A 25,302-nucleotide genomic window follows, 5' to 3' on the forward strand; every position below is an offset into this window, starting at 1 on the left:
CACTGGAAGCAGAGAGTGCACCGCGTTCCGCTGCCAAGCCCCCTCGACCTATGAGACCCCTCCTCTTTCACTCCCTCGCGGTCTGCTCCATCCTGTTCCTCGCGGGCTGTGAGGCAACCCTGTCCCAACAGGATGTCGCTCCCCGGGTCGCAGCCTCCCCCGCCATGCTGGTGACCGCCGTCCCTGACGGCTACCACGAAAGCGAGGACCCGGATGCGCGGCACGAGGGATTCAAGGCGCGCTCTGCGATGCGAAGCGCTGTCCGCTACGCGATCGGTGGAGCCGAAACCTGGCAAGAAGCGCACGTCGCTGCCGAACGGGCCGCCGCCCAGCATCCGAACGCCCCGGCCTTCGAGAAGGAGCAGTACATCGCCATCCTGATGCTCGAGACGCAGCTCCTGCCGGGCTCCCCCGAGACCGACCCGGACCGCCTCGATGCCATCGGCGACTACACCGAGGTGCTGGTGAGGCACCGGAACCCGACAGCGGGGCTCATCGACCGCGCTCTCTCGACGCTCGAGGCGCACTGGCCGACAGAGCGGGTCGCCACGACCGCAAGCACCGCCTACGCCGCCGCCGAACGGTACGTCGAGATCAAGACCGACTGCGACGGATGCGGCCTGGAGTCGATCCGCGCGTCAGCGGCGCGTGTGAGCGGCGGGGATGCCGTCGTCCGCTCCCTCCAGTCCACGCTGGACGGCTCCGCATCCCTTCGGGCTCGCTTCTGATGAGTCCTCGTGGGGCTCGGCGGTGCTCGGTCGCGGCCCCCTCCACTTCGCCTCTCGGGATCGGCTCGTCCGGGTTCCGAGAGGCGGGGTGAAGGCAGGGCGCGGTCCGCCCTCCGGACTGGCAGGGAGCTTGCTGAAGAGCGTCACATGCTTCCTTCGCCGTCCCACCACACGGTGCCCGCCCGACGCCTGCTGCGGTCTCTGATCGCCCTGTTCCTGCTCAGCGCCGCCCCACCGGCCCTCGCCCAGCCTCTCGACTCTGCCTGGGAGGGGCCCTGGCGTGTCGAAGCCGCTCCGCCGCCGAGCGTCGACCTCGACCACTCGTGGGTCGAGACGGTACTGATCTACACGCTGGGAGGTGTGATCTTCCTGGTGCTCGTCTACACGGCGAGGCACTACGTGTTCACGCTGAGCCGCCTGCTCGGCCGCCAGCGACATCCCTACGCCCTCGTCGACACGCTCGACTGGCCGACGGTGACCGTGTTCATCGCGGCGCACAACGAGGAGGCCGTGATCGGGTCCAGCCTGGAGAACCTGCTCCAGGTCGACTACCCGACCGACCGGCTCGCGCTCGTGCCCGTCAACGACCGCTCGAAGGACCGGACGCGCGAGATCATCGACGCCTACGTCGAGCGGTACCCGGGCCGCATCCAGCCCTTCCACCGGACCGACGGCAAGCCCGGCAAGGCCGCGGCCCTGGCCGACGCGATGGCCCAGGTGGACTCGGAGGTCGTCATCGTGTTCGACGCCGACTACCTGCCGGGCCGCGACATCCTAAAGCGGCTCGTGGCTCCCTTCGCCGACCCCGAGGTGGGCTGCGTCATGGGTCGCGTGGTGCCCGTCAACACCGACTCGAACCTGCTGACGCGACTCCTGGACCTGGAGCGCACCGGCGGGTATCAGGTGGACCAGCAGGCGCGCGTCAACCTGGGCCTCGTGCCTCAGTACGGCGGCACAGTCGGCGGCGTGCGCCGGGCGGCGCTGGACGCCGTCGGCGGTTGGAACCCGGAGACGCTCTCTGAGGACACCGATGCCACCTGCCGCCTGCTCACCGGGGGCTGGAAGGTGGCCTACGTCAACCGGGCCGAGTGCTACGAGGAGAGCCCCGAGGAGTGGCCCGTCCGAATCCGCCAGATCAAGAGGTGGGCGCGGGGCCACACCGACGTGGCCCGCCGCTTCACGGGCGGGATCCTCACGGGTCGGCACCTGCGGTGGCGCGAGCGCCTCGACGGCGCGCTGCTGATGGGGGTCTACGCCATGAGTCCGGTGCTGCTGCTCGGCTGGGTGCTCGCGACGGCGCTGTTCTACCTCGGCGCCCACCCCCTGCACGGGTTCATCGCCATGCTGGCCGTCGCCTCGTACAACACGATGGGCAACTTCGCGGCCTTCTTCGAGATCGCGACCGGCGCGCGGCTGGACGGGTCTCCGCGGCGCATCCGCCTGCTCCCCCTGAACCTGCTCGGCTTCCTGGTCAGCCTCGTCGCCACCAGCCAGGCAGTCCTCGACGAGATCCGGCCGGGCGGAGCCTTCGTCTGGCACAAGACCGAGCGCTTCCGCACGAACGCGCCGACGGCCCCTCTCCCCCCTCCATGACCGCCTTCCTCCTGCTGGCGGCCGTCCTCTGCTGGCTCGCCCTCCCCTTCCTTCCGGCCCTCCACGAGGCGCTCCGCCCCCACGACGACGGGGCCCTGCCCATCTCCGAGCGGTACCAGGAGGACCTCCGCCTCGCCACGCCCGACGCGGACGACGTCCCGCCCCAGCTCCCAGACGGACGCTCCGATGCGGACCCCGCGCGTGATCTCCCGCTGATCGTCCGCCACGCCTACATCGGCGCGGTGGGCCAGTCGGCCGATGAGATCCGCGTGAGCGGCATGGCGCGCCTGCGGGCCGGCACGACGGTGCGGCGGCGGCTTCAGGTGGGCGGCTCCGTGGAGGTCGATCCCGGATCGGTGCTGCGTGGGTCGGCGGAGGCGGGCACCCACTTCTGGCTCGGCTCGGACGTCACCTTCGAGCGCGTCCACGCCCCCACCATCGAGGTGGGAGTGGGCAGCGCCACGCTCCCGGACGCCATCCCGGCTCCGTTCGACTTCCCCGTCCCCGATGACGCCGATCTGCGAGCCGGGCGAGCGCTCATCCGCGGCGACCTGATGGTGCCGCCGGGGGCCCGCCTCGACGTCACCCTGGTCGTCACCGGCACCCTCGCGCTCGGCCCCGGCGCTCACGTCACCGGCGACGTAAAGGCCCATGGGGACGTGACGCTCGGGCACGGCGCGGCGGTCGGCGGCAACCTGTTTGCCGGGAACGACCTCACGCTGGGAGACCGCGCGACCGTGACCGGGGCGGCGGTCGCAGAGGGCGTGCTGACGATCGGGGCGAGTGCCTGCATCGGCCAGCCCACGGCCCCCACGACGGCGACCGCCCGCGAAATCCAGGTCGCATCCGGGGCGCGCATCCACGGCACCCTCTGGGCCGAGACGACCGGGCGGACGCTCTCGATGACGGCCGCAGCGGACGCGGTGGCCTGAGGCCACGTCCCGCCTCGCGAGCCTCCCGAGGCGGAGGCCCTCCCCCTTCTCCGGGCGGAGGGATGGAGCGCGCGCTTGCAGAGTGGACGAGGGCGAGGCCGCGACGGACTGAGGGGTACGAAACGGAACCCTGCAGGGCATCCCGGAACGCCACGAAAACGGCCCAGAACACTGTTCGCAGATCGATTCGAGGGATTCGTCGGTAGCCCCGGCCGTTGGTCGGCGCAGCCCCGCCGTTCGTCGACAGAGGGGGTGTGCGGCATGGGGGGTGCATGGACTCAGAACTCCCACCACACAGTTGCATGCCCCGCTCGACCGTCCTCCTCTGCATGGGGACCCGCCCGGAGATCATCAAGATGGCTCCGGTGTACCACGCCCTCCGCGGCGGCCCCCTGACGCCCGTGGTCCTGCACACCGGCCAGCACGACTCGATCGCGTGGCCGCTGTACCAGTTCTTCGGCATGGAGCCGGACCGGGTGCTGGACCTCACACGCGAGCGGCCGAGCCTGGGCCACCTCAACGCCCAACTCCTCGACGCCCTCGACGGCGTGCTGGATGCTGAGAACGCCGAGGCCGTCCTGGTCCACGGCGACACCTCGTCGGCGCTGTCGGCTGCGATGGCAGCGTTCTACGCCGGCGCGCCGGTGGGTCACGTCGAGGCCGGGCTCCGGTCGGGCAACCCGACCGACCCCTTCCCGGAGGAGATGAACCGGACGGTGATCGCGCGCCTGGCGACGTGGCACTTCGCCCCGACGCACCGCGCCGTCCGCAACCTGGTGCGCGAGGGCGTCCGCCCGGAGAGCATTTCGCTGGTCGGCAACACCGTCGTCGACGCCGTACACCACGGGCTGGGTGTGATCGGGTCCGGCAGTTGGGTGCCCTCGGGCCTCCCGGCCGACACGGCCGAGTGGACCCGGAGCGGACGCCTGGCGCTCGTGACGATGCACCGCCGTGAGAACTGGGGCCGCCCCATCGAGGAGGTGGCGGCCGCGATCGCCGAGGCGGTCCTGGCCACACCTGACCTCCGCGTTCTATGGCCCGTCCACCCGAATCCGGCCGTCGGAGCCGCCGTCCAGGCGGGCCTCGACCGCGCGGGGCTCTCGGCGGCAGCGCGCGCCCGCATCCGCCTCGTCGAGCCGCTGGACTACCCCGCCATGCTGTGGGCGCTGCGCCGGTCCTGGCTCGTGCTGACCGACTCGGGCGGCATCCAGGAGGAAGCCGCCGCGCTCGACCGCCCGGTGCTGGTGCTCCGCCAGACCACCGAGCGACCGGAGCTGATCGAGGCCGGCGGCGGCGTGCTGGTCGGCGCCAGCGGCGACGCGGTCCGCGGCTGGCTCCGCGACCTGACGACTCGCCCCGACGCCTACGCTGCGCTCCGCTGCGAGACCAACCCCTACGGCGACGGCACCGCGGGCGAGCAGATCGCCGCGACGCTAGCCGACGAGGTCGCCCACCGCGCTACCACCGGCATGCCACGCATCCCTGCGCCCTCCGCGCCCCACGTCGGCCCGCTCCCGCCCGCCCCGGTGGTGCTGTCGGTCCTCGCCGCCTGATCATGCGCGTCCTCATCGCTTTCGTCGTCGTTTCGCTGGTGGCCTCCGTCGAGGCCCAGCCGCGCACCGTCGCCGTCGGGGCCGAGGTCTCGTCGCTGAGCGGACCCTATGCCGACGGCCAGGCCGCCTCGGTGCGCGTGACGCTGCCCCGCCGAAACGGCTGGCTGCGCGTGGACGCGAGCGCCGAGGAGCGCTTCGGCGACCGAGCGCTCGTCTACAGCGCCGCGGCCGCGCAAGACCTGGGGTCGCGCTGGCTGATCGTCGGCGGGGCCGGGTCCAGCACGTCGGGCCTCGCCTACCCGCGCCTCCACGCCGACGTCGGAGTCGGGCGCAAGTGGGGCTCGCGGCGCCAGCTGCTGACGACGGCGACCGTGGCCCTCCAGGATGCTCGCGACGTCCACCGAGACCTGAGCGCCGTCGGCGAGGTGACCCTCTACGGCGACGGCCTCGTGGCCCAAGTCGGCGCGCGGGCCACGCTCAGCCAGCCCGGCGACGCACTCGGCTACGGCGCCCATGCCGCGGTGACGCTCGGCGACCCGGCCGCGCGCCACGCCGTCGTGCGTCTCGCGGCGGCCCACGAGGCCTACCTGCTCGTCGGCCCGACGCCGACCGACGTGGGCTTCCGCAGCGGCGAGGCCTCAGCCACGTGGCACCAGCCGGTGCGCGGCCCCTGGAGCGCGACCGTGAGCGCGGGCCTCTACGCCAACCCGTACTACACCCGCGCCGGCCTCCGCACCGGCATCTCCCGGAGGTTCTGATGCGGCCAGCCTTCTCCCGTCCGGCGCGTGCGCCCTATCGCTCCGGCGCGTCGACGTACGCGCTGGAGCACCGGGCCTTTGCTCGGCTCGACCGCCGCGCTCGCACGCTGGCCGAGGCGGCCGTGCTCACGATCACGGTGACGGCCGCCTGGGTGCTGGCTCTGCCTGCCGTCGCCCGCCTCTGGGGCCACACCCTCGTGGTGCTCGCCGCCGGCCTGGACGCCCCCGCCGAGACGGTCCTCCGCGTCCACGACGTGTGGGGGCTGGAGGTGGCGGTGCCCTACTGGTCGATGGCCTTCGCCCTGCCGAGCACGCTGCTGCTGTTCGGGGTGGGCCTGGGGAGCCTGGCGCTGTTCCTGGCGACCGGGTTCCTGGCCGAGCGGTGGCGGCCGGGTGTCTACCTCGCGCGCGCGGTGCTGCTGGTCCAGCTCTCGGCGGTGGTCTACTTCGCCCTCTGGCCGGAGCACTTCCCCTACACCCTCGCCGACTACCTCCACGGCATGATGGCGACCGGCCTCGCCATCACGACCGCGACCCCGCTGGTGCTCGGGCTGACGTTCTACGTCCAGGATCTGAGCCGCTCCCAGAAGGTGGCCCTGACGGCTCTCGCGATGGGCTACTCGGTGGTCCTCGTCCCGCTCCAGTACGCCCTCCACGGGATCGCCCTCGCCAGCGGCACGGCGCTCTGGATGCCGACGGTCTACCTCTTCCTGGGCGTACCGCTGCACGTGTTCGCCCTGGTCTCGCTCTATGCCTGGGGCATGAGCTGGGAGGGGCGCCTTCCGGCCCTCGGCGTGCCGGCCCCCGCCGCTCCGGCCCCGCCCGGCCCCGAGGACGACGCCTCCCCCCCTGCTTCCGACCCCGCTCCTTCGATTCACACCACCACACCCTCCATGACCTCGCCTCTTCTGACGGCACCCCGGTGGCTCGCCGTCCTCGCCGTCGCCCTGCTCCTGGGCACCACCGCCCACGCCCAGACCGCGCTGTCCCTGCGCCAGGGCTTCGAGGGCAAGGTGGGCTACACGTCCGCCTCGGGCACCTTCCGGACCCAGTCGAACGCCAACAACCAGTGCACCGTCGGGACCACCTCGACGCTGAACCTGACGGGCATCCCGACCGGCGCCACGATCCGCTCGGCGGTCCTGTACTGGGCCGGCTCGGGCCGGACGCCCGACGGCACCGTCCTGCTGGACGGCGCGACGGTCACCGACGCGGCCCCGCTCACGGACCTCTACGTGTACGACGCCACGTACACGATGTACTTCTTCCAGGGCTCCGCCGACATCACGGCGGCCGTCGCGAGCAAGCGCAACGCGGCGTACCAACTCGGCGGGCTCACCGTCTCGACGGGCAACATCACCACGAGCACGCCTCAGGAGCCCTACTGCGCCACGGCCACCGTGCTCAAGGCCTGGTCCATCCACGTGGTCTACGAGGACGCCTCGATGACCCGCCGCAGCCGCGTCAACCTGTACGACGGCTTCCAGGTACGCCTCGACCAGCCGTTCTCGGCCACCATCGACCAGTTCGAGACGCCGACGGCCAACAACTCCTCGATCAACTACGTGATCTGGGAGGGCGACCCCAACCAGGGCACGGGAGAGACCGTCTCCTTCGCGGCTGACACTACCACGCCGGTCGTGCTCGACAACACGGACCCGTTCAACCAGCTCCCGCGCGCGACGTCGGGGACGGAGGGCAGCGCCATCTACAGCGTCGACCTGGACGCGTACGCCATCTCGGGCGGCCTGCCCGTGGGGACCACCTCGGGCACCTTCTCGGCCCGGGCAGCCTCCAACGACCTGGTGATCGTGTCCTCGAGCGTGCTCCAGATGCACAGCCTCGCCTCGGACCTGGAGGTGACGCTCTCGACGACCGACGCCACGCCCGGCCTGATGGGCGAGACGGTCCTCTACGTGGACGTCGCCAACCTCGGGCCCGACGCTTCGGCGGCCATCGCGACCGCCGTGACGATCCCGGCGGGCTACGTCCTCGTCGCCACCGACGCCCCGGTCGGCACCAGCTACGACGCCGCTACGGGCATCTGGACGGCCCCCTCCGGGCTGGCCGTCGGGGCCAGCACGCAGCTCGCGCTGACGCTCCGCGCCGAGACCGAGGACCCGGTGACCGCCTCCGCCTCCGCGACGGCGACCAACCGCGTCGAGGATGACCTGACCAACAACATCGACACGCTCGGCTTCGATGCCGCCCCCGAGGTGGACCTTTCGGTCCAGGTCTCGGTGGACGACGACGCGGCCCTCCCGGGCGAGACGGTCACCTTCACCGTCGCCGTCACCAACGACGGCCCGACCGACGCCACCGGCGTCGACCTCCTGGGCACGATCGCGGGCGACCTCACCGTGACCGGCCTCTCGGTCACGAACGGCAGCTACGACGCCGCGACCGGAGCCTGGACGCTGGGTGACCTCGCCTCGGGCGAGACCGCCTACGCGACCGTCACCGCGACCGTCACCGGCCCGACGCCAGGCAGCCTCACGGCAGAGGTCACGGCCACGAACGAGCCCGACGTCGACTCGACCCCCAACAACGCCGAGGCGGGCGAGGACGATCAGGACGCCGCCACCGTCACTCCGGCCGTCGCCGACCTCGCGCTGGCGCTCGACGTGAGCGACCCCGCGCCGGCCGTGGGCGACATCGTGACGTTCTCCGTCACGGTCTCCAACGAGGAAGGGATCGACGCGTCCGACGTCCGGGTGTCCTTCCCGGTCTACGACAGCGCCCTGCTGACCGTCGTCGGCTCCAGCCCGGAGGTCGGAGCCTGGGACGGCACCATCTGGACCGTGGGCGACCTCGCCGTCGGCGAGTCCCGGACGCTGACCGTCCAGGTGCAGCTGCTCCAGGACCTGACCGGCTACACCGCGCTCGCCGAGGTGTCGCACGCCGACCAGACGGACGTGGACTCGGACCCCAACAACGGCATCACGAGCGAGGACGACTACGCCTCGGCCTCGGCCTCTACGGGCGGCGCCTCGACGGCCGGGGAGGGCGGCCTCGAGTCCAACGGCTCGATGGCGCAGGCCCTCGCGAGCGTGCTCTACGGCCGTCGCCAGCAGACCGCCGCGCGGGGCGACGCCGGGCTCCCGGCCCCCCGCCTGGTCCCGCTCGCCGAGGCCCGCCGCAGCCAGGCCCGCCTCTCCAGCAGCGCGCTCGCACTGGCCGTTCCCTCCTTCGGCCCCAGCGAGAGCATCGCCGTCGAGGTCTCCCCGACCGACCTGCTGCCGGTCACCAACGCCCTCGACGTGGTCGCGGCCGACTACCTCCGCGCCGACGGCCGTCGGGTCGGGGCCATCTTCGCGACGGCGACGGCGCCGGGCGAGGTCTACGAGCACACCAAGCCCGTCTGCGATCGCCTCCGCGGCGGCGTGCTCGACGGCGTCGAGCGCGTCTCGGTCGCCGGGCAGCCCTTCGTGCTGACGCGCCTGACGCAGGCCGACGGCTCGGTGGACTACGCCATCAGCTTCGTCGTCTACCGGACCGGGGACCAGCGCGTCGTGGACAGCCGCTTCCTGCTCCACGAGTACGACACGGCCGCCATGGCCGATGCCGAGGTGCTCAACTTCCAGGCCTGGGGCCCGTCGCGCGAGTACGCTGCGGCGCTCGTCGCGGCCACGCTCGCCGAGCTCTCCGGTGAGGGCCCGCTGCGGTTCCGCAACCAGGGCGCGCAGGCTCCCGAGCTGCCCACCGTGTTCGTCCGCACGGGACGATACGAGGATGGGCACCTGGTGCTCGACCTCTACAACGCGGCCGGAGCGACCAGCCTCCGCCTGACCGGCGGCACGATGACGCGCGCCGAGGGCGCCGCCCCGGTACCCTTCACGCAGACCGTCGCGGTGCCCGGCGGCTCGCCGGACGAGCCCTTCGTGACGGTCGCCGTCGAGACCGGCGCGCTGTTCGATGCCGCCTTCTTCGTGGAGACGGACCAGAGCGCGGCCCCGGACCGGCTCTACCTGGCCGACGGCACCTGGGGCGTGGCCCTGGACCCGACCTCCGAGGCGGCCCGCCTCGACGCCTTCGAGGTGGCCCCCGAGACCGGCACGCCGCTCGACGGCGTCCGCCGCGTCGAGCGCGCCGTCCGCGTGGCCGGCCAGATGGACTCCTTCGCGACGCTCTACCGGACGCTCGCTCCGGGCGGCGGCGCGCTCGACCTCTCGCCCTACTCGTACGTCGAGTTCGAGGCCGCGGGCTCGGGCGAGGTGCAGGTGCTCCTCCAGCAGGCCTCCATCGCCACGTCCGATCACTTCGGCGCGACGGTGCGCCTGACGCCGGAGCCCACGCGGCACCGGATCTACTTCGAAGACCTCCACCTCGCCGACGGCACGCGCGGCTTCGACGGCACCGACGTGGTGACGCTGTCGCTGACGGCGCGCACGGCCGGGGCGAGCGCCTTCGACCTCGCCGTGCAGGATGTCCGCTTCGGAGGTGCCGAGGGCGACGCCGAGGCGGCCGCGGCCGAGGTGGCGCTGCTCACGCCGGTCCCGAACCCGTTCGGGGCCTCGGCGCGACTCCGCTTCGACCTCGCCACGGCGGGCCCCGCGACGCTGCGCGTCTACGACGTGCTCGGCCGCGAGGTCGCGCGCCCGGTCGACGGCGAACTCGCCGCAGGCCGCCACACGGTGGCGATCGACGGCACCGGGCTGGCAGCCGGCGTCTACGTGGTCCGCCTCGACGCCGACGGCCGCACGCTCACCCAGCGGATGACGCGCGTCCGCTGACGCGAACGACCGTCGAGCCACGTGCTCGCCCCGGAGTCTCTCCGGGGCGGGCATGTTCTTTGTGGGCACCCCCCTGCATCCCACCACCCTGCTTGTCCTGAATGGTCCCGTACGACGCACAGATCGGCCTGCTCCGTGAGATCGCAGCCCTTTCGGGGCTACCGCTTGACGAAATGCTCCACCGGGTTCTGTCCCGGACGGCCTCGCTCCTGGACCTCGAACTCGGCATTTTCAGCCGGATCGAGGGAGACATGTACACGGTGGAGGCGGTGTACGACGAAAGCGGCGAACTCTCTCCCGGCGCGACGTTTGCATTTCCGGACACCTACTGCTCCATCACAGCCCGCTCGGGTGACGTCGTCTGCATCGAAGCGATGGGGCAGAGCGTCCACGCCGGGCACGCGTGCTACGCGCAGTACGGCATGGAGACCTACATCGGCGCGCCGGTCACCGTCAGCGGGCAATTCTACGGCACGCTGTGCTTCACCTCGGTCGTCGCGCGGACGACCCCGTTCTCCGACGCCGACGCGGACCTGATCCGCCTGCTGGCATCCTGGGTGGGCACGGCCGTCGGGCGGATGCGAGACAGCGAGGCCCGGCATCGCTCCGAGCACCGGCTGGCGAGGGTGCTGGACGCGGCCCCCGACGCCGTCGTGCTGGCCAACGCCGACCGCATCATCGAGTACGTCAACCCGGCCTTCGAGCGACTCTTCGAGTGCCCGGCCGAGCAGGCGATCGGCCAGCCGACGCGGGCGTTCTACGCCCGTCCCGCAGACTTCGAACACCAGGGCGCGGTCCGCTTCCGCGCGGACGCGACGCTCGACCGGGCTCCCTACCTCGTCGAGTACCGCCGCGCCGATGGGACGACGTTCCTCGGCGAGACGGTCGGCGGCCCGGTGGCGGCACAGGGCGAGGCCCCCAGCATGCTGGGGTTCGTCCGCGACGTGACCGAGCGCGAGGCCGCCCGCGAGCGCGAGGCGGACACCGTCCGCGCCCAGGCCGAGGCGGTCCGCGCCAAGGAGCGCTTCCTGGCCAACATGAGCCACGAGATGCGGACGCCGCTCAACGCCGTCCTCGGCCTCGGCCACCTGCTCGGCCAGACGCCACTCTCGGCCGACCAGTCGGGCCTGCTGGACGGCGTCACGACCGCCGCCGGGACCCTCCTCTCGCTCATCGACGACCTGCTCGACTTCGCCCGCCTCGGAGCCGGGCAGCTCCCCATCGAGACGATCCCCTACGCCCCGGCCGAGGTCGTCGAGGAGGTCCGCCAGATGCTCTACGCCCGCGCCCGGGAGAAGGGCATCCTGCTGCAGGTCACGGTCGCCTCCGACCTCCCCCCGACCCTCCTCGGAGACCCGACGCGCCTGCGCCAGGTGCTCCTCAACCTGACCTCGAACGCCGTCAAGTTTACCTCGCACGGGAGCGTCCGCGTCACGGTCCGCGCCGACCGCGAGGCCGAGGGGGCCCGCCTCCACATCGAGGTGGCCGATACGGGAGTCGGCATCCCGGCCGATCGCCAGGCGGCCATCTTCGACCCGTTCGTGCAGGCCGCCAGCGACGCCGCGCGCCGGTTCGGCGGCACCGGCCTGGGGCTCGCCATCGTCAAGGAACTCGTCGAGCGGCAGGACGGGCACATCACGGTGGAGAGCGTCGAGGGCGAGGGCAGCACCTTCCGCGCCGACCTGTGGGCCGGGCTTCCGGCCGCCTCCGAGGCGGCCCCGCAGACGGCCTCGGCACCCGCCGTACCGTCCGACCTCACGGGGGTCCGCATCCTGGTGGTGGAGGACAACGCCACCAACCGGTTCGTGGCCCGGCGTGTGCTGGAGAACTGGGGCGTGATCGTGTCCGAGGCCCGGGACGGGCGCGAGGCGATCCGCGCCGTCGTCGACGCTGAGCCTATCGACCTGGTGCTGATGGACCTCCAGATGCCCGAGATGGACGGGATCGCCGCGACGCGATACATCCGCGAGGTGCTGGCGGTGGACTCGGACACGCTCCCCATCCTGGCGCTGACGGCCTCCGTGCTCGCCTCCCAGCATGAGGACGTGCTGGCGGTCGGCTTCGACGACTTCCTGCTCAAGCCCTTCGACCCTCCCGTGCTCCGTGAGCGCATCGCCGCCTGGACGGGGCGCACGCTGCCGCTGGACGAGCCGGCTCCCGAGCCCGTCCTCGATCCCGACGAGCTGTCTCGCTACACGAACGGCGACCCCACGCTCGCCGCCCAGGTGGCCGGCCTGTTCCTCGCCGACGGCCGGCGGACCGCCCAGGCGGTCGCCGAGGCGGCCTCGGCAGGAGACCTGGACGCCCTGAGTGCACACGCGCACGTGATGAAGGGGCAGGCCGGGTACGTGGGTGCGTCGACTCTGGCGGCGTCCGCCGGCCGGCTGGCCGAGGCCGCGCTCCAGGGAGACCGCGTGACGGTGTCGTCCAAGGCCCCGCTCGTCGAGAGGCAGTTCCATGCCGCCGCCGAGGAGCTGGCCCGACTGTACCCGCAGGTCGCCTTCGCCCCCTCCCGGGCGACCGCGTGAACTCCTGCAGAGGCTCCCGAGTCAGACATTGTCCGACAACGTTGGGTCGGGAGCCAGAGTAGGTTTGGTGCCATCCCACCCCGTTCATGCGCTGCCTCATAGTCGAAGACGACCCCGTCGCCCGCGCGGTGATGGAGGCCCACGCCCGCCGGGCGGGGCTGGAGATCGCCGCCTCCGTCGCGGACGCCAGCCGGGCGCGGCAGGCGGCCCGGGCTCCCTTCGACGTCGCGTTCTCGGACATCGAACTGCCCGACGGATCGGGCCTGGACCTCGCCCGTGACCTCGTCCAACGTGGCGAGGTGGTCCTCGCCACCGCGCGCGAGCGCTACGCCGTCGACGCCTACGACCTCGGCGCGGCCGACTACCTGCTCAAGCCCGTCGCCTTCGAGCGGTTCGAGCAAGCCGTCGAGCGGGTGCGGAAGCTGCGCGCAGCCGAGCGGGCAGTCGCACCTCCGACCGACGACGACGGAGCCCTCCCGGACGGGCCGGTCTACGTCCGCTCCGGCGGCGCCCTCGTCCGCGTCGACCTGCGGCGCGTCGACCGCATCGAGGCCGAGCGGGACTACATCCGCCTCCACGGCCCGGACATCCGGGTCCAGGAAACCATGTCCCGGATGATCAAGCGCCTCCCCGCGCCCTTCGTCCGCATCCACCGGTCCCACATCGCCCGCCTGGACCGGATCGAGCAGGTGCTGGACCGCGCGGTGGTCATCGGCGGCCAGCGTGTGCCTGTCGGCGCGTCGCACCGGGCCTCCCTGCTGGACCGCCTCCAGACGTAGCCTCCGGTGCCGGGGCCTGCTCTCGGCCCTACCCCACCAGATCCAGCCAGTGGTACACGATCCACCAGAGCTGGGCCTGCGGCACGACCAACCCGAAGAGGGCCCCGCCGATCACCTGCGCCCGCGTGTGCGCCCCGACGCGGACGCGCGCCCACATCAGCAGCGGCACCAGCACCACCAGCGGGCCGACGGTCGCCAGCGTGAGGGCGGCCTCGACGCCTGCCGGCAGGTCGCGCCAGACGGTCAGCGTGGTGAACAGGAGCACGCCCACGAAGCCCGCCAGGCTCGACATGTGGAGCGAGATCTTCCAGCGCGTGTTGATGAGCAGCAGCAGCGCCGTGTTGATGGGGAAGAGGGCCGCGAACGCCACGATCAGCGGCAGCGCCGGCCCCTCGACGGTCCGCCACAGCAGCAGCGCCCCGATGGCGTACGACACGATGCCCACCACCAGCGGCCCGAGGCGGGCGGCACGGTCGCGCACCTCCAGGCTCTCAGCACGCCCCGCGCGAATCATGCCCATCACGTAGAACAGGGGCACGAGGCAGAAGAAGACGATCGACACGCCGAACGTCCACACGACCTCGCCTGGCCCGGCGCCGAAGTGGGCGTCGATGAGCGTGAACGCGATCGGCGGGAAGATGAGCGGGTTGAGGAAGTACGAGACCGCGTTCGCGAGCCGGTAGCCGCGCGCGCGCGGGTCCAGCCCCCCCGGCCTCGGCGCCGAGGGGGACGCCGAAGAGGCCCCGTCCCCCGATGCCGGGAGAGAGGAGATCGTCGACGGCCTCGAACCTCGCACCGGCCTAGTAGGACTTGGCGTAGACCACGCGCCGGTCGGCGGGCGCCCCGCTGACCGGGTCCGTGCCCGCCTCCTCGGTGTCGATTCCCGGGAACTGGCCGGGGAAGGGCAGGCAGCGGATGGTCGCCTTCGTCTCCTCCTTGACACGCGCCTCTGTCTCGGCCGTCCCGTCCCAGTGCATGAGCGCGAAGCCCCCCGCGTCCATGACCTCCTTGAAGCGGTCGTAGGAGTCCACGACGTGCGTGTTCTCGCGGCGGAAGGCGTAGGCCCGGTCGTAGAGGCCCTGCTGGATGTCGTGGAGCGCCTCGCGGATGGCGGGCACGATCTCACGCGCGCTGACGGACTTCTTCTCCCCCGTGTCGCGGCGGGCCATCTCGGCCGTCCCGTTCTTGACGTCCCGCGGCCCGACGGCCAGCCGGATCGGCACGCCCTCGACCTCGTACTGCGCGAACTTCCACCCCGGCCGGTACTGGTCGCGGTCGTCCAGCACAACACGGTAGCCCGCCTTGGTGAGCGCGTCGCGCATGCCCTCGGCGGCCTCTAGCACCTCGGTGTTGTCGTCGTTCTTGCGCGTGATCGGCACGATGGCGATCTGGATGGGCGCCAGCTTGGGCGGCAGAATCACGCCCTGGTCATCGCCGTGGGTCATGATCAGCGCGCCGATGAGTCGCGTGGACACGCCCCAGGAGGTCGCCCAGACGTACTCCGCCTCGTTGTCGGCGTTCTGGAACGTGCACTCGAAGGCCTTGGCGAAGTTCTGCCCGAGGAAGTGGCTCGTGCCCGCCTGGAGCGCCTTGCCGTCCTGCATCAGCGCCTCGATGCAGTACGTGTCGACGGCGCCGGGGAAGCGCTCCGAGGCCGTCTTGACGCCCTTGATGACGGGCATCGCCATCCACTCCTCGGCGAACGTGGCGTACACGTCGAGCATCGTGGTTGTCTCCTCGACCGCCTCGGCCTCCGTCGCGTGGGCGGTGTGGCCCTCCTGCCACAGGAACTCGGCGGTGCGCAGGAAGAGGCGCGTCCGCATCTCCCAGCGGACGACGTTGGCCCACTGGTTGAGCTTCAGGGGCAGGTCGCGCCAGGACTGGATCCAGCGCGAGTAGGTGTCCCAGATGATGGTCTCGGACGTGGGCCGCACGATGAGCGGCTCCTCCAGCTTCGCGTCGGGGTCCACGATCAGCTCGCCGTCGACCTCTTTGAGGCGGTAGTGCGTCACCACGGCGCACTCCTTGGCGAAGCCCTCCACGTGCTCGGCCTCCTTCTCCAGGAAGCTCTTCGGGATGAAGAGCGGGAAGTAGGCGTTGCGGTGGCCGGTCGCCTTGAACATGCCGTCCAAGCCGCGCTGCATGTTCTCCCACAGCTCGTAGCCGTTGGGGGGGAGGACCATCGAGCCACGCACGGGCGAGGTCTCGGCGAGCTTGGCCGCCCGGATGACATCCTGGTACCACTGAGCGTAGTCGGTGGCGCGGGGGGTGATCGACTCGGCCATGGGGCAAAGCGTCCGGGACGGGACGCGGGGATGCGCGGGTGTACCTTTCGTGTGCGGACCGTGTGTGAGCCCCGGGGATCGCTCGTTCCTTGGCGGCGTTACCTCGCCCATGGAGGGCGCGGCTCTCTATACACGGGCCGACGAATATACCCGGGCTCACGGGTGCGACCGGTCCCACCGTTCCCTCTTCGCGCGGCCTCCGCACCGACGTCTCCCCTGCCATGCGCGCTCACTCCTCCCGACGGCTCGCCGTCCTCGTTCTTTCCGCTGTCGGCCTGGTCGGCCTGCCAGCGCTCTCTGGCTGTGCGTCCTCCCGCCCTGAGGCTGAGCGCACCGCACGCGCCCCGGTCGCCCAGGCCGACACCGCCGGGCCCGCCCGCGTCGGCCTCGCGGCCACGATGGACATCCCCGACAACCCGTATGGGGACACGGCTATCGTCGATGTCCCCGCCGCCGAGGACATCGCCTCGGGCGCCGTCCCGCTCGGCTACTACGACGAGGAAGAAGGCGCCGTCGACCCGGACGCCATCACGGTGGGCCGCTACTACTACGACGACGAGGGCACGACCTACTACGAGGACGTCGCCGAGGACCTCGACGACTACGGCCAGGGCGCCGACGACGACGTCTACTACGGCGGCTACTACGCCGACTACTACCGCTACGGCGACCCGGCGTACTACCCGTCGCCCTACATGTACTACCGGCCTTACACCACGTACCGCCCGTACGTGCGCTACGGCTGGTACCCCACGTGGCGCCACCGCCGGGCCTGGGCCTACAGCCCGTACTACGCCGGGTATCACGGCTACTACGACCCGTACTACGGCTGGGGCTACGACCCGTACTACAGCTACGGCCCCGGCGTCTACGTCTCGGTCGGCTTCGGATGGGGATGGGGCGGATACGGCAGCTATGGCCACGGCTACTCGGACGGGTACTACGACGGCCGCTATGCGAGCGCGGGCTACTACGGCCCCGGCTACTACGGCCGCCCTCGCAACCGCGCCTATTACGACGACTACCGCCACGACCGCGGCGACGACGGTCGCCGGAGCCGCGTCCGCGGACTGCCGGGCACCAGCACGTCGCCCATCGCACAGTCCTCGACGGACCCCTCGCGGCAGCCCGCGCGCCGCGGCCTCGCCCCGGCCCGCCTGCCCCGGCCCTCCACCGACCGCGGCATCACGCGCTCGACCGGTCGCGTGACCCGCACCTCGCCTGACCGCGACGTCGCGAGCGACCGTCCGGCCCGGATCCCCCGCACCGGCGGCGTGACCTCGACCGGCCCCGGCCGCACTGGCACGGCCAGCCCAACGACCTCCCGCCCGACGCGCGAGGCTGCCCCGACGCGGAGCACTAACCCCGTCCGCCGGACCGCGCCCCGGACCGCAGACCCGGTGACGCGCTCCGATACGCCGACGCGCACCACGCGTCCGGAACCGACCCGTCGTGCGGAGACGCCACGCCGCACCCGGGCCGACGAGCGCCCGACCCCACGCCGCGAGACGAGCCCTGCGCCTTCCCCGAGGACGGAGCGTCCGGCCCCGCGCCGTGAGGTGTCGCGCCCGGCACCGGCGCCTCGTCGCGAGAGCCGACCCGCACCGGCTCCGCGTCGGGAAAGTCGGCCCGCTCCCGCACCGCGACGGGAGAGCCGCCCTGCTCCCGCCCCGCGACGGGAGAGCCGCCCCGCTCCTGCCCCGCGTCGGGAGAGTCGGCCCGCCCCCGCACCGCGTCGGGAGAGCCGGTCCTCGGGCAACCGCTCGTCGGGCAGCCGGTCCTCGCGCCGCGGCGGAAACGACGACTGACCTGCCCGATCCGACCCGACGACCTGCGGCCCCTGCCTACCCGGCGGGGGCCGCTTCTGTGTAAACGGTCGGGGCGCCCACCTCGGCACGCCGAACGGGGCGGCGGCGCGGCCACCGGACGACGACTTCGCCCACCAGCGCGGAGGCCATCAGGATGCCGACCACGACGGCGAGCGCGCGGCCGACGCTCGTGAACGCCCACACCTGAAGGATCATCACGGCGATCGCCGCCGGAATCGACAACAGCAGCGGCCCGAACCGCGACATGGCATTGAATCGGTCGCCCCGGCTCGAGAACGGGGGCGTCTTGTGGGCGACCGCCACCACCCGCGAGACGGCGGCCGAGACCGCGAACCAGAACGCCGCATGGAGAAGGGCTGCCACGGCGGGCATCGAGAGGGCCAGCAGCACCGCCATCCCCACATGGAGCGGAAACAGGACGCGCCACGTCAGCGCCTTTTGCGCCCCGAGCTGCACCACGCGCGGCCGCGACTCGGGCAGCGTGCCGAACACCCAGGCCGCCGACGCGTGGTCCGATGTCTGGAGCGTCTGGACGAGCGTCTGGATGCAGAACAGCAGGACCACGAGCACCGACAGGTGGAGTTGCGTCGCCGGGTTCTGGAGCACGTTCAGCGTCCCCTCGAGCGCGCCGGCCTCCCCCGCGCCGACCATGCTGCCGAGGCCGCCGACGAGCCAGCCATACACGACGAACCCCGCCGGGAGCAGCGCCGCGGGCCACAGCCTTCCCCGCACCAGCCGGTCGTCGGCGAAGGCGGCCGTCGCGAAACCGTAGGCTGCCCGGATGGGACCGTTCGGAACGGCCCACCGCTCCGGTGCCGTCATCTGGCGCCCGAGGCGGGTCCGCGCGCCCTCCTGGCGGGTCCCGTCGGCCAGGCGGCGCAGCAGGCGGAAGTAGTGGTACGGGAAGAGCCCGCCGAAGGCGATGCCGAACACCATCAGGGAGACGCCCAGCACCACGATGCCGACCGTCACCTCGCCGCCGAGCACGTCGGCGATCCAGGCCCCCGGCCACCACGGCGCGGCGAGCGCGTCCGTCGACGTGCCGACGAGTTGGAAGCCGAGCACGAGGGCCGCGATGAGCGCCGTTCGCGTGACCGAGAGCGACGTGCGGAGCGCGCGTGAGGGGAGCGTGAGCGTGAACGTCCACAGCACTGCCAGCACGAGCAGCGCCGTCCAGACCGTCGCCCCGCCGATCCCGAGGCCCACCAGGAGACCCAGCGCCGGACCGTGCGCGACCCCCGTTCGGAGGGCGACCGGTACCGCGATGCCGACCACCATCAGTGCCACATACGTCCCGATGCCCATCAGCCGGGCCAGGTAGTGCTGCCGCTCCGTTGCGGGCAGGGTCGCCAGCCACGCGTTGTCACGGGGCCGGCCCATCAGCTCGTCGTACGAGCCGACGACCCCGAAGGCCGCCAGCACGATCCCGAAGCTGCCCCCTACGAAGAGCGCTGCCGTGGCGGGCGCCTCCCCCAGCGAGAGGGCGAGCACGACGCCCGAGAAGCCGTACGCCGCGATGGTCGTCATGAGACGGCCGGCGCCCCGACGGCCCGTGCGGCCGTGGCGGAGGTCGGCCCGGAGTTGGGCGGCGGCGAGCGTGAGGACCGAATTCATGACGGGCAGTATCGGCGGGTCCCCCGGACGGGGTTAGCCCCGGCCCCAACGCGGCGCGTCTGCGCGCGGTGCCCTCCCGTCTCGGTGCGCTCGCCGAGGTGCCCAGACACGCGTGCGCCCCCGCCGGGTGGCAGGGGCGCACAGGGGGCGGCGAGGTCAGGCTCGCCCCCACCGGAGCGGGGATCGGTCCGCAGAGCTTCTACCACAGAGCATCCACAGACCGTCCCCAGTTCAGCAGCGGCTACTCGATCTCGGCCTCGACGGCGTACACCGTGCGGGCGGCTTCCTGGAGTTGCTGCGGACGCGAGACGCCCCCGATGACCTTGAGCGTCCGGAGGGTGTACTCCACGAAGTCGAACCGCGACGTCGTGCTGCGGTGGCTCGGGTCCGTGAAGGTGCCGCTGGTGCAGCTCACCGTCTCGTAGCGATCGTCGACCAGGACGCCACCCCGCTGGTAGTGGCGGACCTGCATCCGGCACAGCGAGGCCTGGGGGTCCACCTCGGTCGGGTCCCACGTCGTCAGGACGCTGTTGGACTGCGGGGTGACCGAGAGGACGAGGTCGTAGGTCGGCGGCGGCGGCGGACCCGTGATCGAGACGGAGTACGACAGCTGGCGCGTCGTCTGGGTGCCGCCGTTCTGGTACGTGAAGTCGGCCGTGAGGGTGTAGGACCCGTTGGGGACGTTCCCCGCCTGGACGAGGAGGTAGGAGCAGGGCGACGTGGCACAGTCGGCGGCGACCACAGAGGCATCGCCCGAGAGCGAGAGCGTGTTGCTGATCTCGGTGCCGCAGTCCGAGAAGTCGAACGAGTACGCATTCTGGGTGCCGGGGTCGACGGTCTGGAGGCCGCTGAAGCGCGCACAGTCCAGCATCGCGCTGGCCTCGACGGCCGATGCCGCCGGCACGTCGGCGACGAAGTCGTCGGCGCAGCCGGAGAAGAGGGGGGCAGCCAGCAAGAGGGCCGCGAAGAGGGCGAGGGGACGCATGGGAGCGGTGGGAGTGAGTTCTCAGGTTCGCACGCCGTGCCCCGGTGTGCCTGAGCCGTCGATCCCGTTGGCATGCGGAAGAAGCGGCCGTTCGAGCCGGTCAGAACCGACTACTCGTCACAGGAAGCCGTTCTGCCGCCGATCCACACGAGCGCCCCCGCCGACACCGAGTCGGCGGGGGCGCAGACGAGCGATGCGGCAGCCTACATCGCTGCGGGGTTGCTCTCAACGGCGAACACGCCCCCTGAGGCCGACTGAAGCAAGTCGATCGACTGGCTGGGGCTCTGGCCCGCCACCTCGTACGTCTGGAGCGTGTACGTCACGAAGTCGACCTGCGAGGACGTACTCTGATGGCCCAGATCCACGAAGGCGCCACTCGCGCAGTTCACCGTCTCGTAGCGGTTGTCGACGGTGGACCCGTCTAGCCGTAGGGTGTGCTTGACCTGCATGCGGCAGAAGTTGGCTGTCGGCTCCACCTCAGCCGGGTCCCAGGCCACGTCGACGCGGTCGGCCAACGCAGTCGCGTCGAGCGCGAGATCGTAGGTCTCCGTCGGCGGCGGCCCCGTGATGGCGACCGTCTTGGTGAGCGAACGGCAGGTCGAGTCGTCGACGAGGCCATAGCAGAAGGCCGCGGTAAGGACGAAGGAGCCGTTCGGCGTGGAATCGGCCGCCGCGCCGATGACTTCCTCGGCTCCTGGCGACCCGGCGAAGATCCCGGTGATGGTGCCGTCCCCCGAGATCGAGAAGGTGTTGCTGAGGAACGGGCCACACGCCGACAGATCCAGCATGTACTTGTGGCTTGCCCCTGGCTCGACGGGGGACTGGCCCTCGATCTTGGCACAGTCGAGAGCCCGCGCCCCAGCGCTCGGCGGGTCGTGCGGGTTCGGCGGGTCCTCCCCGGCATGGGCCAGGGCGGCGTCGGCCCCGTCGGTCACGAGGCCGTCGGCGCAGCCGGAGACGAGAGGCGCGGCCAGCAGGAGGGCCACGAAGAGAGTGAAGAAGCGCATCGGGTGGTGAGGATGTCAGCCCCCATGGTCGCCCGGCCCTGCCGCGCTTCGCGTCCCCCGCACCGACCGTCCCCGGCCACCTCAGTGACCCATTTCGGGGGGGTCCGAACCGACTCCCGCGCTGGCCGACTCTGCCGATACCTTCGGCTCCTGCCCTCCCGTATCGATGCCCCTGCTCGCTCTCCTGCTCGCCGCGGCCCTCCAGACGGGATCTGTGGAGGCCGCCTCCGACTCGGCGCTCGCGCGCGGGGCCGTGCTCTCGGCCACCGAGGCGGCCGAGCGTGACGGGCCGTTCGCGGACATCGGGGCCTTCTTCGAATGGGTCGACCGCAACCAGCCCATGAGCGGGAGCCGCCTCGTCAACCCGCACACCGACCCCACCGGCGAGCGCGGGATCTACTACGTGCTCGACCGCGACTCGACAGTATGGATCCAGGGCCCCGACGGCCAGACCCTCCGCCTCGATGCGTACCTACCCTACAAGATGGGCCGCACGATCAACGAGGAGTTCAAGTACAGTGAGAGTCGTCCCAAGGGGGTCGGGTGGGGGGTCGAGGCGGGCGAGTTTCTGATCTACATCAACAGCGGCCTCCCGCAGCGCCTCGCGCTCGCGCTCTTGGTCCTCGTGCCGCTGCTGGTGCTCGCCGTCATCTACGGCCTCTGGCGACGGCTCCGGCTGGCGACCGAGCGGGGCCTCCAACTCGCCGAGTCGCGGCGGCGCCTCGCGGACAGCCGTGAGAACGAGCGGATGCACCTCGCGCGAGACCTCCACGACGGCCCCCTCCAGGACCTCCAGGCCCTCCGGATGCGGCTCGGCGTCGTCCAGCGGGCGGTCGAGCGGGGCACCCCACTCGCCGACGCGGCGCTCGACCCCGTGCAGGCGGACCTGCTCCGCGTCGTCCACGAACTGCGCGGCGTCAGCGAGGGACTGCGCCCGCCGGTGCTGGGGCCGTTCGGGCTGGCCGCCGCGCTGCGGACGCTGGCCACGCGCGCGAGAGAGACCCACCCGGACCTGACCATCGACCTCGACCTTCAGGCCGATGGGACACGCCTCAGCGAAGCGGCACGCATCGCGCTCTACCGCGTCGTCCAGGAATCGATCAACAATGCCGCCGTGCACGGCCGGGCGCACCGCGTCACGGTGACCTACCGCGAGCACAACGGCGTCCGCCTCGTCGTCGAGGACGACGGCACCGGCTTCACGATGCCCGACGCCGTGTTCGACCTCGAACGCGAGGGCCACCTCGGCGTGGCGGGCATGAGCGAGCGCGCCGAGGCGATCGGCGGCACCTTCGCCGTCGACACCCGCCCGGGCGCAGGCACCCGCGTCCTCGTCACCGCTCCACCTTCCGTCTTCTCCACCCCGATCCCCGCATGATCCGCATCCTCGTCGCCGACGACCACCCCCTCTGGCGCCGCGGCGTCTGCGATCTGCTCGACGGCGAGCCTGACCTGTCGGTCGTCGGGCAGGCCGGCGACGGCGCCGAGGCGCTGGACCTCATCCGTACCGTCCCGGCCGACGTGGCCCTGCTCGACATGGAGATGCCGCGCATGAGCGGGGTCGAGGTCACGCGCACCGTCCGCGCCGAGGGGCTCACGATGCGGCTGCTGGCGCTCTCGGCGTACGACGAGCCAGAGTACGTCTCGGGCTTGATGGACGCCGGGGCCGACGGCTACATCACCAAGGAGCGCCCCCCCGAGATGTTGCTCGAGGCCGTCCGCGCCGTGGCCGACGGGCAGGGGCGGTGGTTCGTGCGGGCGGTCCCGGCCAGCGACCACACGAGCCACCTGTCGGAGCGCGAGCGCGAGGTGCTGGCCCTGCTCGCCGAGGGGCGCCCCAACCGCGGCATCGCCGAGGCGCTGTTCATCTCCGAGAACACCGTCCGGAACCACCTCAGCAGCCTGTATGCGAAGATCGACGTGCAGGGCGCCCGCGAGGCGGTCGCGTGGGCGTGGCGCAACGGCGTGATCCGAGCGGAGTAGTCCGAACCGACCAGTTCCAAACGGCCGGTCTGTGCCGTTGCCGACGGGACAAGTCGGCCCGAACCTCAGGGCACAGTCTCCATCTCTCCCATGACACGCTCCCTCTCCTCTGCCCTCGCTGGATCCCTCGGGGTCGCCCTGCTCCTGGGCGCCTGCGACACGGCCGGGCCGTCTGCGTCCGCCGCGTTCGGTCCCTTCCCACCGGCCGACGTGTCGCTTCACCAGACGACCATCGTCCCTCTCGACAAGAGTGGCACCGACCTGACGTACGCGTTCGCCGACGCCGACTCGACCTGGGACGGAACGTTCTCCGTGACGACCTACGACGACGACGGCGCTCCCATCGTCACGTTCGAGCAGGACGCGTGGGTGGAGGCCAGCGGCGTCACCCGGTACGGGATCGACTTCTCCTGGAACCTCGCGATCGCGGAGAACGCCGAGATCTACTACCTAGACATCCTGGGCGACGACGTGCAGGTGAGGAGCATCATCACCGACGCCGAAGGGGATGACGGCGACGGCGACGGCGGCGACCCTGGCCACTCATTCCACACCGACCCCGAGGGCGAGATCCGCATCGACTACCCGCGGGAGGGGGACCCGAACGCCCCCAACGGAGGGATTCGGAACGGCCTCGGCGAGCCGCTCGTCGGCATCACGGACGTGGCCGTCCGGTTCAAGGAGGGCACCGACGTCCCCGTCGCCGTGGAAGCGCGCTTCCGCTACCCCCACGGGGTGACCTTCACGTACACGGTCGAGAACTAGCGCCGGCCCACCGCAGACTCGCGCCAACGGTCAGGAGGGGTCGGCCCCGAGAGGAACGGACATCTCGATGGTCGTCCGGCCGGGCACGCTCTCGATGCGCAGCGTACCGCCGAGCGCCTCGGCGCGCTCGGCCATCCCGGCGAGCCCGAGGTGCCCCTCTCGCTCGAAGGCGTGGAGATCGGCCGGGACCGCGAACCCCGCCCCGTCGTCAGCCACCGTGAGTCGGGCCCGTCGCTCGCCGTCCAGCGCATACTCGATGCGGACCTGCTGCGCCTGGCCATGCTCGATGGCGTTGTTGACAGCTTCCTGCAGGACGCGGTAGAACGCGAGTCGCACCGGGTCTGGCAGGTCGCGCCCCTCGCTCTCCAGATGGTGATGGACCGCGAGCGCGGGATGGGAGGTGCGCAGACGGTCTACGAGGACGCGCACTGCGGGCGCGAGCCCGAAGGAGCCCAGCACCGGAGGCCGAAGCCCTTCCGAGATCTCGCGGAGTTCAGCGCCGACCCGCAGGAGTTCACCCTGAACCCGCTCGACGGCGGCCGACAGACTGTCTGCAGCTTCCCGGTCCGGCGCGCTCGGCGACCGACCGCGTCGCTTCCGCTCAGCGACAGCGAGTTGCATGCGGAGCGCCTGGATGTCCTGGAGGGGGCCGTCGTGCAGGTCGCGAGCGAGTCGGATCCGCTCTTCTTCGCGGCTCTCCACCAGCCGGCGCCTCGACGTTACCAGTCGTCGCTCCTGCTCGAGCGAGTGCTCCAAAGCTCTCCGCAGGCGGTAGACCCCCATGCCCCCACCCAGGAGCAGGAGAAGAAGCACGACGAGAACGCCGACCACAGGCGCACTCTGGGTCACGTCGGGATAGAGGCGCCCCGACTCGTACCCGTACCCCACGCCTTCGGTGTACATGTCTGCATACCCGAGCCTCCCCGCGCCGGCCCTGCCGAGGCTCCACAACAAGTAGGCGCCCGTGTGGAAGGGGTCGCCCTGCGCGGGCTGCACCCACACCGTACTGTCTGCTCCCAGGACCCACGACGCCCCCTCGTCACGAGGGCGTCTGTGCGGCGAGGACCCGGCCGCGCGCTGCCTGGGCTCCAACTCCCAGAACCAGTCGAACAGAGCCTCTTGGCCAGCAAACCGCCCGTATTCGCGCAGGTACGGTTGGACGAGGGACTCCAACGGCACGACCGCGGAGTCTGGCGGCGCGGCCAGAGAGTCGGGCGACTGGGCAGACGC

18 protein-coding genes are annotated in these 25,302 nt (G+C 71.8%); 12 read left to right on the plus strand and 6 right to left on the minus strand.

The window, feature by feature from the left end; translation table 11 throughout:
• The first annotated feature begins 50 nt into the window (after positions 1-50).
• The 8 genes from B1759_RS07875 (at position 51) to B1759_RS07910 (ending at position 13,604) form a co-directional block, all read left to right on the plus strand.
• Positions 51-728, plus strand: coding sequence for a hypothetical protein (locus tag B1759_RS07875; protein ID WP_143537307.1), 678 nt, complete (start codon positions 51-53; stop codon positions 726-728).
• Positions 729-875: 147 nt separating this feature from the next.
• A complete protein-coding gene (locus B1759_RS07880) occupies positions 876-2,321 on the plus strand; it encodes a glycosyltransferase family 2 protein (RefSeq protein ID WP_095514467.1) in 1,446 nt (481 codons plus the stop codon).
• A complete protein-coding gene (locus B1759_RS07885) occupies positions 2,318-3,253 on the plus strand; it encodes a hypothetical protein (RefSeq protein ID WP_095514468.1) in 936 nt (311 codons plus the stop codon). The genes B1759_RS07880 and B1759_RS07885 overlap by 4 nt, the downstream gene beginning before the upstream one ends.
• 302 nt (positions 3,254-3,555) lie before the next feature.
• Positions 3,556-4,806 (plus strand): non-hydrolyzing UDP-N-acetylglucosamine 2-epimerase, encoded by a 1,251-nt coding sequence (gene wecB / locus B1759_RS07890; RefSeq protein ID WP_095514469.1) that lies wholly within the window; start codon positions 3,556-3,558, stop codon positions 4,804-4,806.
• A gap of 2 nt (positions 4,807-4,808) precedes the next feature.
• Positions 4,809-5,564, plus strand: a complete 756-nt coding sequence (locus B1759_RS07895; RefSeq protein WP_095514470.1) for a YaiO family outer membrane beta-barrel protein — start codon at positions 4,809-4,811, stop codon at positions 5,562-5,564.
• Positions 5,564-10,297 carry a CARDB domain-containing protein gene (locus B1759_RS07900; RefSeq protein ID WP_095514471.1) on the plus strand — a complete coding sequence of 1,578 codons (4,734 nt, stop codon included), beginning with the start codon at positions 5,564-5,566 and terminating at the stop codon, positions 10,295-10,297. Before B1759_RS07895 ends, B1759_RS07900 begins: the two co-directional genes overlap by 1 nt.
• Positions 10,298-10,398: 101 nt before the next feature.
• Positions 10,399-12,825: an ATP-binding protein gene (locus B1759_RS07905; protein WP_095514472.1), complete on the plus strand. Its 2,427-nt coding sequence runs from the start codon at positions 10,399-10,401 to the stop codon at positions 12,823-12,825.
• An 86-nt stretch (positions 12,826-12,911) separates the two neighbouring features.
• Complete coding sequence (locus B1759_RS07910) at positions 12,912-13,604, plus strand: LytTR family DNA-binding domain-containing protein (RefSeq protein WP_095514473.1); 693 nt, start codon at positions 12,912-12,914, stop codon at positions 13,602-13,604.
• A 28-nt stretch (positions 13,605-13,632) separates the two neighbouring features.
• Here the strand turns inward: B1759_RS07910 and B1759_RS07915 are convergent, their stop codons facing one another.
• The gene (locus B1759_RS07915; protein WP_095514474.1) at positions 13,633-14,400 is read right to left on the minus strand and encodes a hypothetical protein; all 768 of its coding nucleotides are present in this window, start codon (positions 14,398-14,400) and stop codon (positions 13,633-13,635) included.
• A 4-nt stretch (positions 14,401-14,404) separates the two neighbouring features.
• Entirely contained in the window at positions 14,405-15,889 is a 1,485-nt protein-coding gene (proS, locus tag B1759_RS07920; protein ID WP_095514475.1) for a proline--tRNA ligase, read from the minus strand.
• 221 nt (positions 15,890-16,110) lie between these two features.
• Between proS and B1759_RS07925 the strand changes: the two genes are divergently transcribed.
• Entirely contained in the window at positions 16,111-17,697 is a 1,587-nt protein-coding gene (locus B1759_RS07925; RefSeq protein ID WP_095514476.1) for a hypothetical protein, read from the plus strand.
• 36 nt (positions 17,698-17,733) lie between these two features.
• Here the strand turns inward: B1759_RS07925 and B1759_RS07930 are convergent, their stop codons facing one another.
• The 3 genes from B1759_RS07930 to B1759_RS07940 all read right to left on the minus strand — a co-directional run bounded on the left by B1759_RS07930 (position 17,734) and on the right by B1759_RS07940 (position 21,324).
• Entirely contained in the window at positions 17,734-19,332 is a 1,599-nt protein-coding gene (locus tag B1759_RS07930) for a hypothetical protein (protein WP_095514477.1), read from the minus strand.
• A gap of 241 nt (positions 19,333-19,573) precedes the next feature.
• Positions 19,574-20,317, minus strand: a complete 744-nt coding sequence (locus B1759_RS07935; protein ID WP_095514478.1) for a hypothetical protein — start codon at positions 20,315-20,317, stop codon at positions 19,574-19,576.
• Positions 20,318-20,520: 203 nt separating this feature from the next.
• Positions 20,521-21,324, minus strand: a complete 804-nt coding sequence (locus B1759_RS07940) for a hypothetical protein (RefSeq protein WP_095514479.1) — start codon at positions 21,322-21,324, stop codon at positions 20,521-20,523.
• A gap of 166 nt (positions 21,325-21,490) precedes the next feature.
• Here B1759_RS07940 and B1759_RS07945 point away from each other — a divergent pair, with 166 nt between their 5' ends.
• From B1759_RS07945 to B1759_RS07955, 3 genes are all read left to right on the plus strand, one after another.
• Entirely contained in the window at positions 21,491-22,702 is a 1,212-nt protein-coding gene (locus B1759_RS07945; protein WP_095514480.1) for a sensor histidine kinase, read from the plus strand.
• Positions 22,699-23,307 carry a response regulator transcription factor gene (locus B1759_RS07950; RefSeq protein WP_095514481.1) on the plus strand — a complete coding sequence of 203 codons (609 nt, stop codon included), beginning with the start codon at positions 22,699-22,701 and terminating at the stop codon, positions 23,305-23,307. Before B1759_RS07945 ends, B1759_RS07950 begins: the two co-directional genes overlap by 4 nt.
• 90 nt (positions 23,308-23,397) lie before the next feature.
• Positions 23,398-24,072, plus strand: a complete 675-nt coding sequence (locus tag B1759_RS07955; RefSeq protein WP_095514482.1) for a hypothetical protein — start codon at positions 23,398-23,400, stop codon at positions 24,070-24,072.
• A gap of 30 nt (positions 24,073-24,102) precedes the next feature.
• Here the strand turns inward: B1759_RS07955 and B1759_RS07960 are convergent, their stop codons facing one another.
• Positions 24,103-24,975: a sensor histidine kinase gene (locus B1759_RS07960; RefSeq protein ID WP_158225172.1), complete on the minus strand. Its 873-nt coding sequence runs from the start codon at positions 24,973-24,975 to the stop codon at positions 24,103-24,105.
• Positions 24,976-25,302: the final 327 nt, after the last annotated feature.

Origin of the sequence: Rubrivirga sp. SAORIC476 (assembly GCF_002283555.1) — a bacterium.
Taxonomy (GTDB): domain Bacteria; phylum Bacteroidota; class Rhodothermia; order Rhodothermales; family Rubricoccaceae; genus Rubrivirga.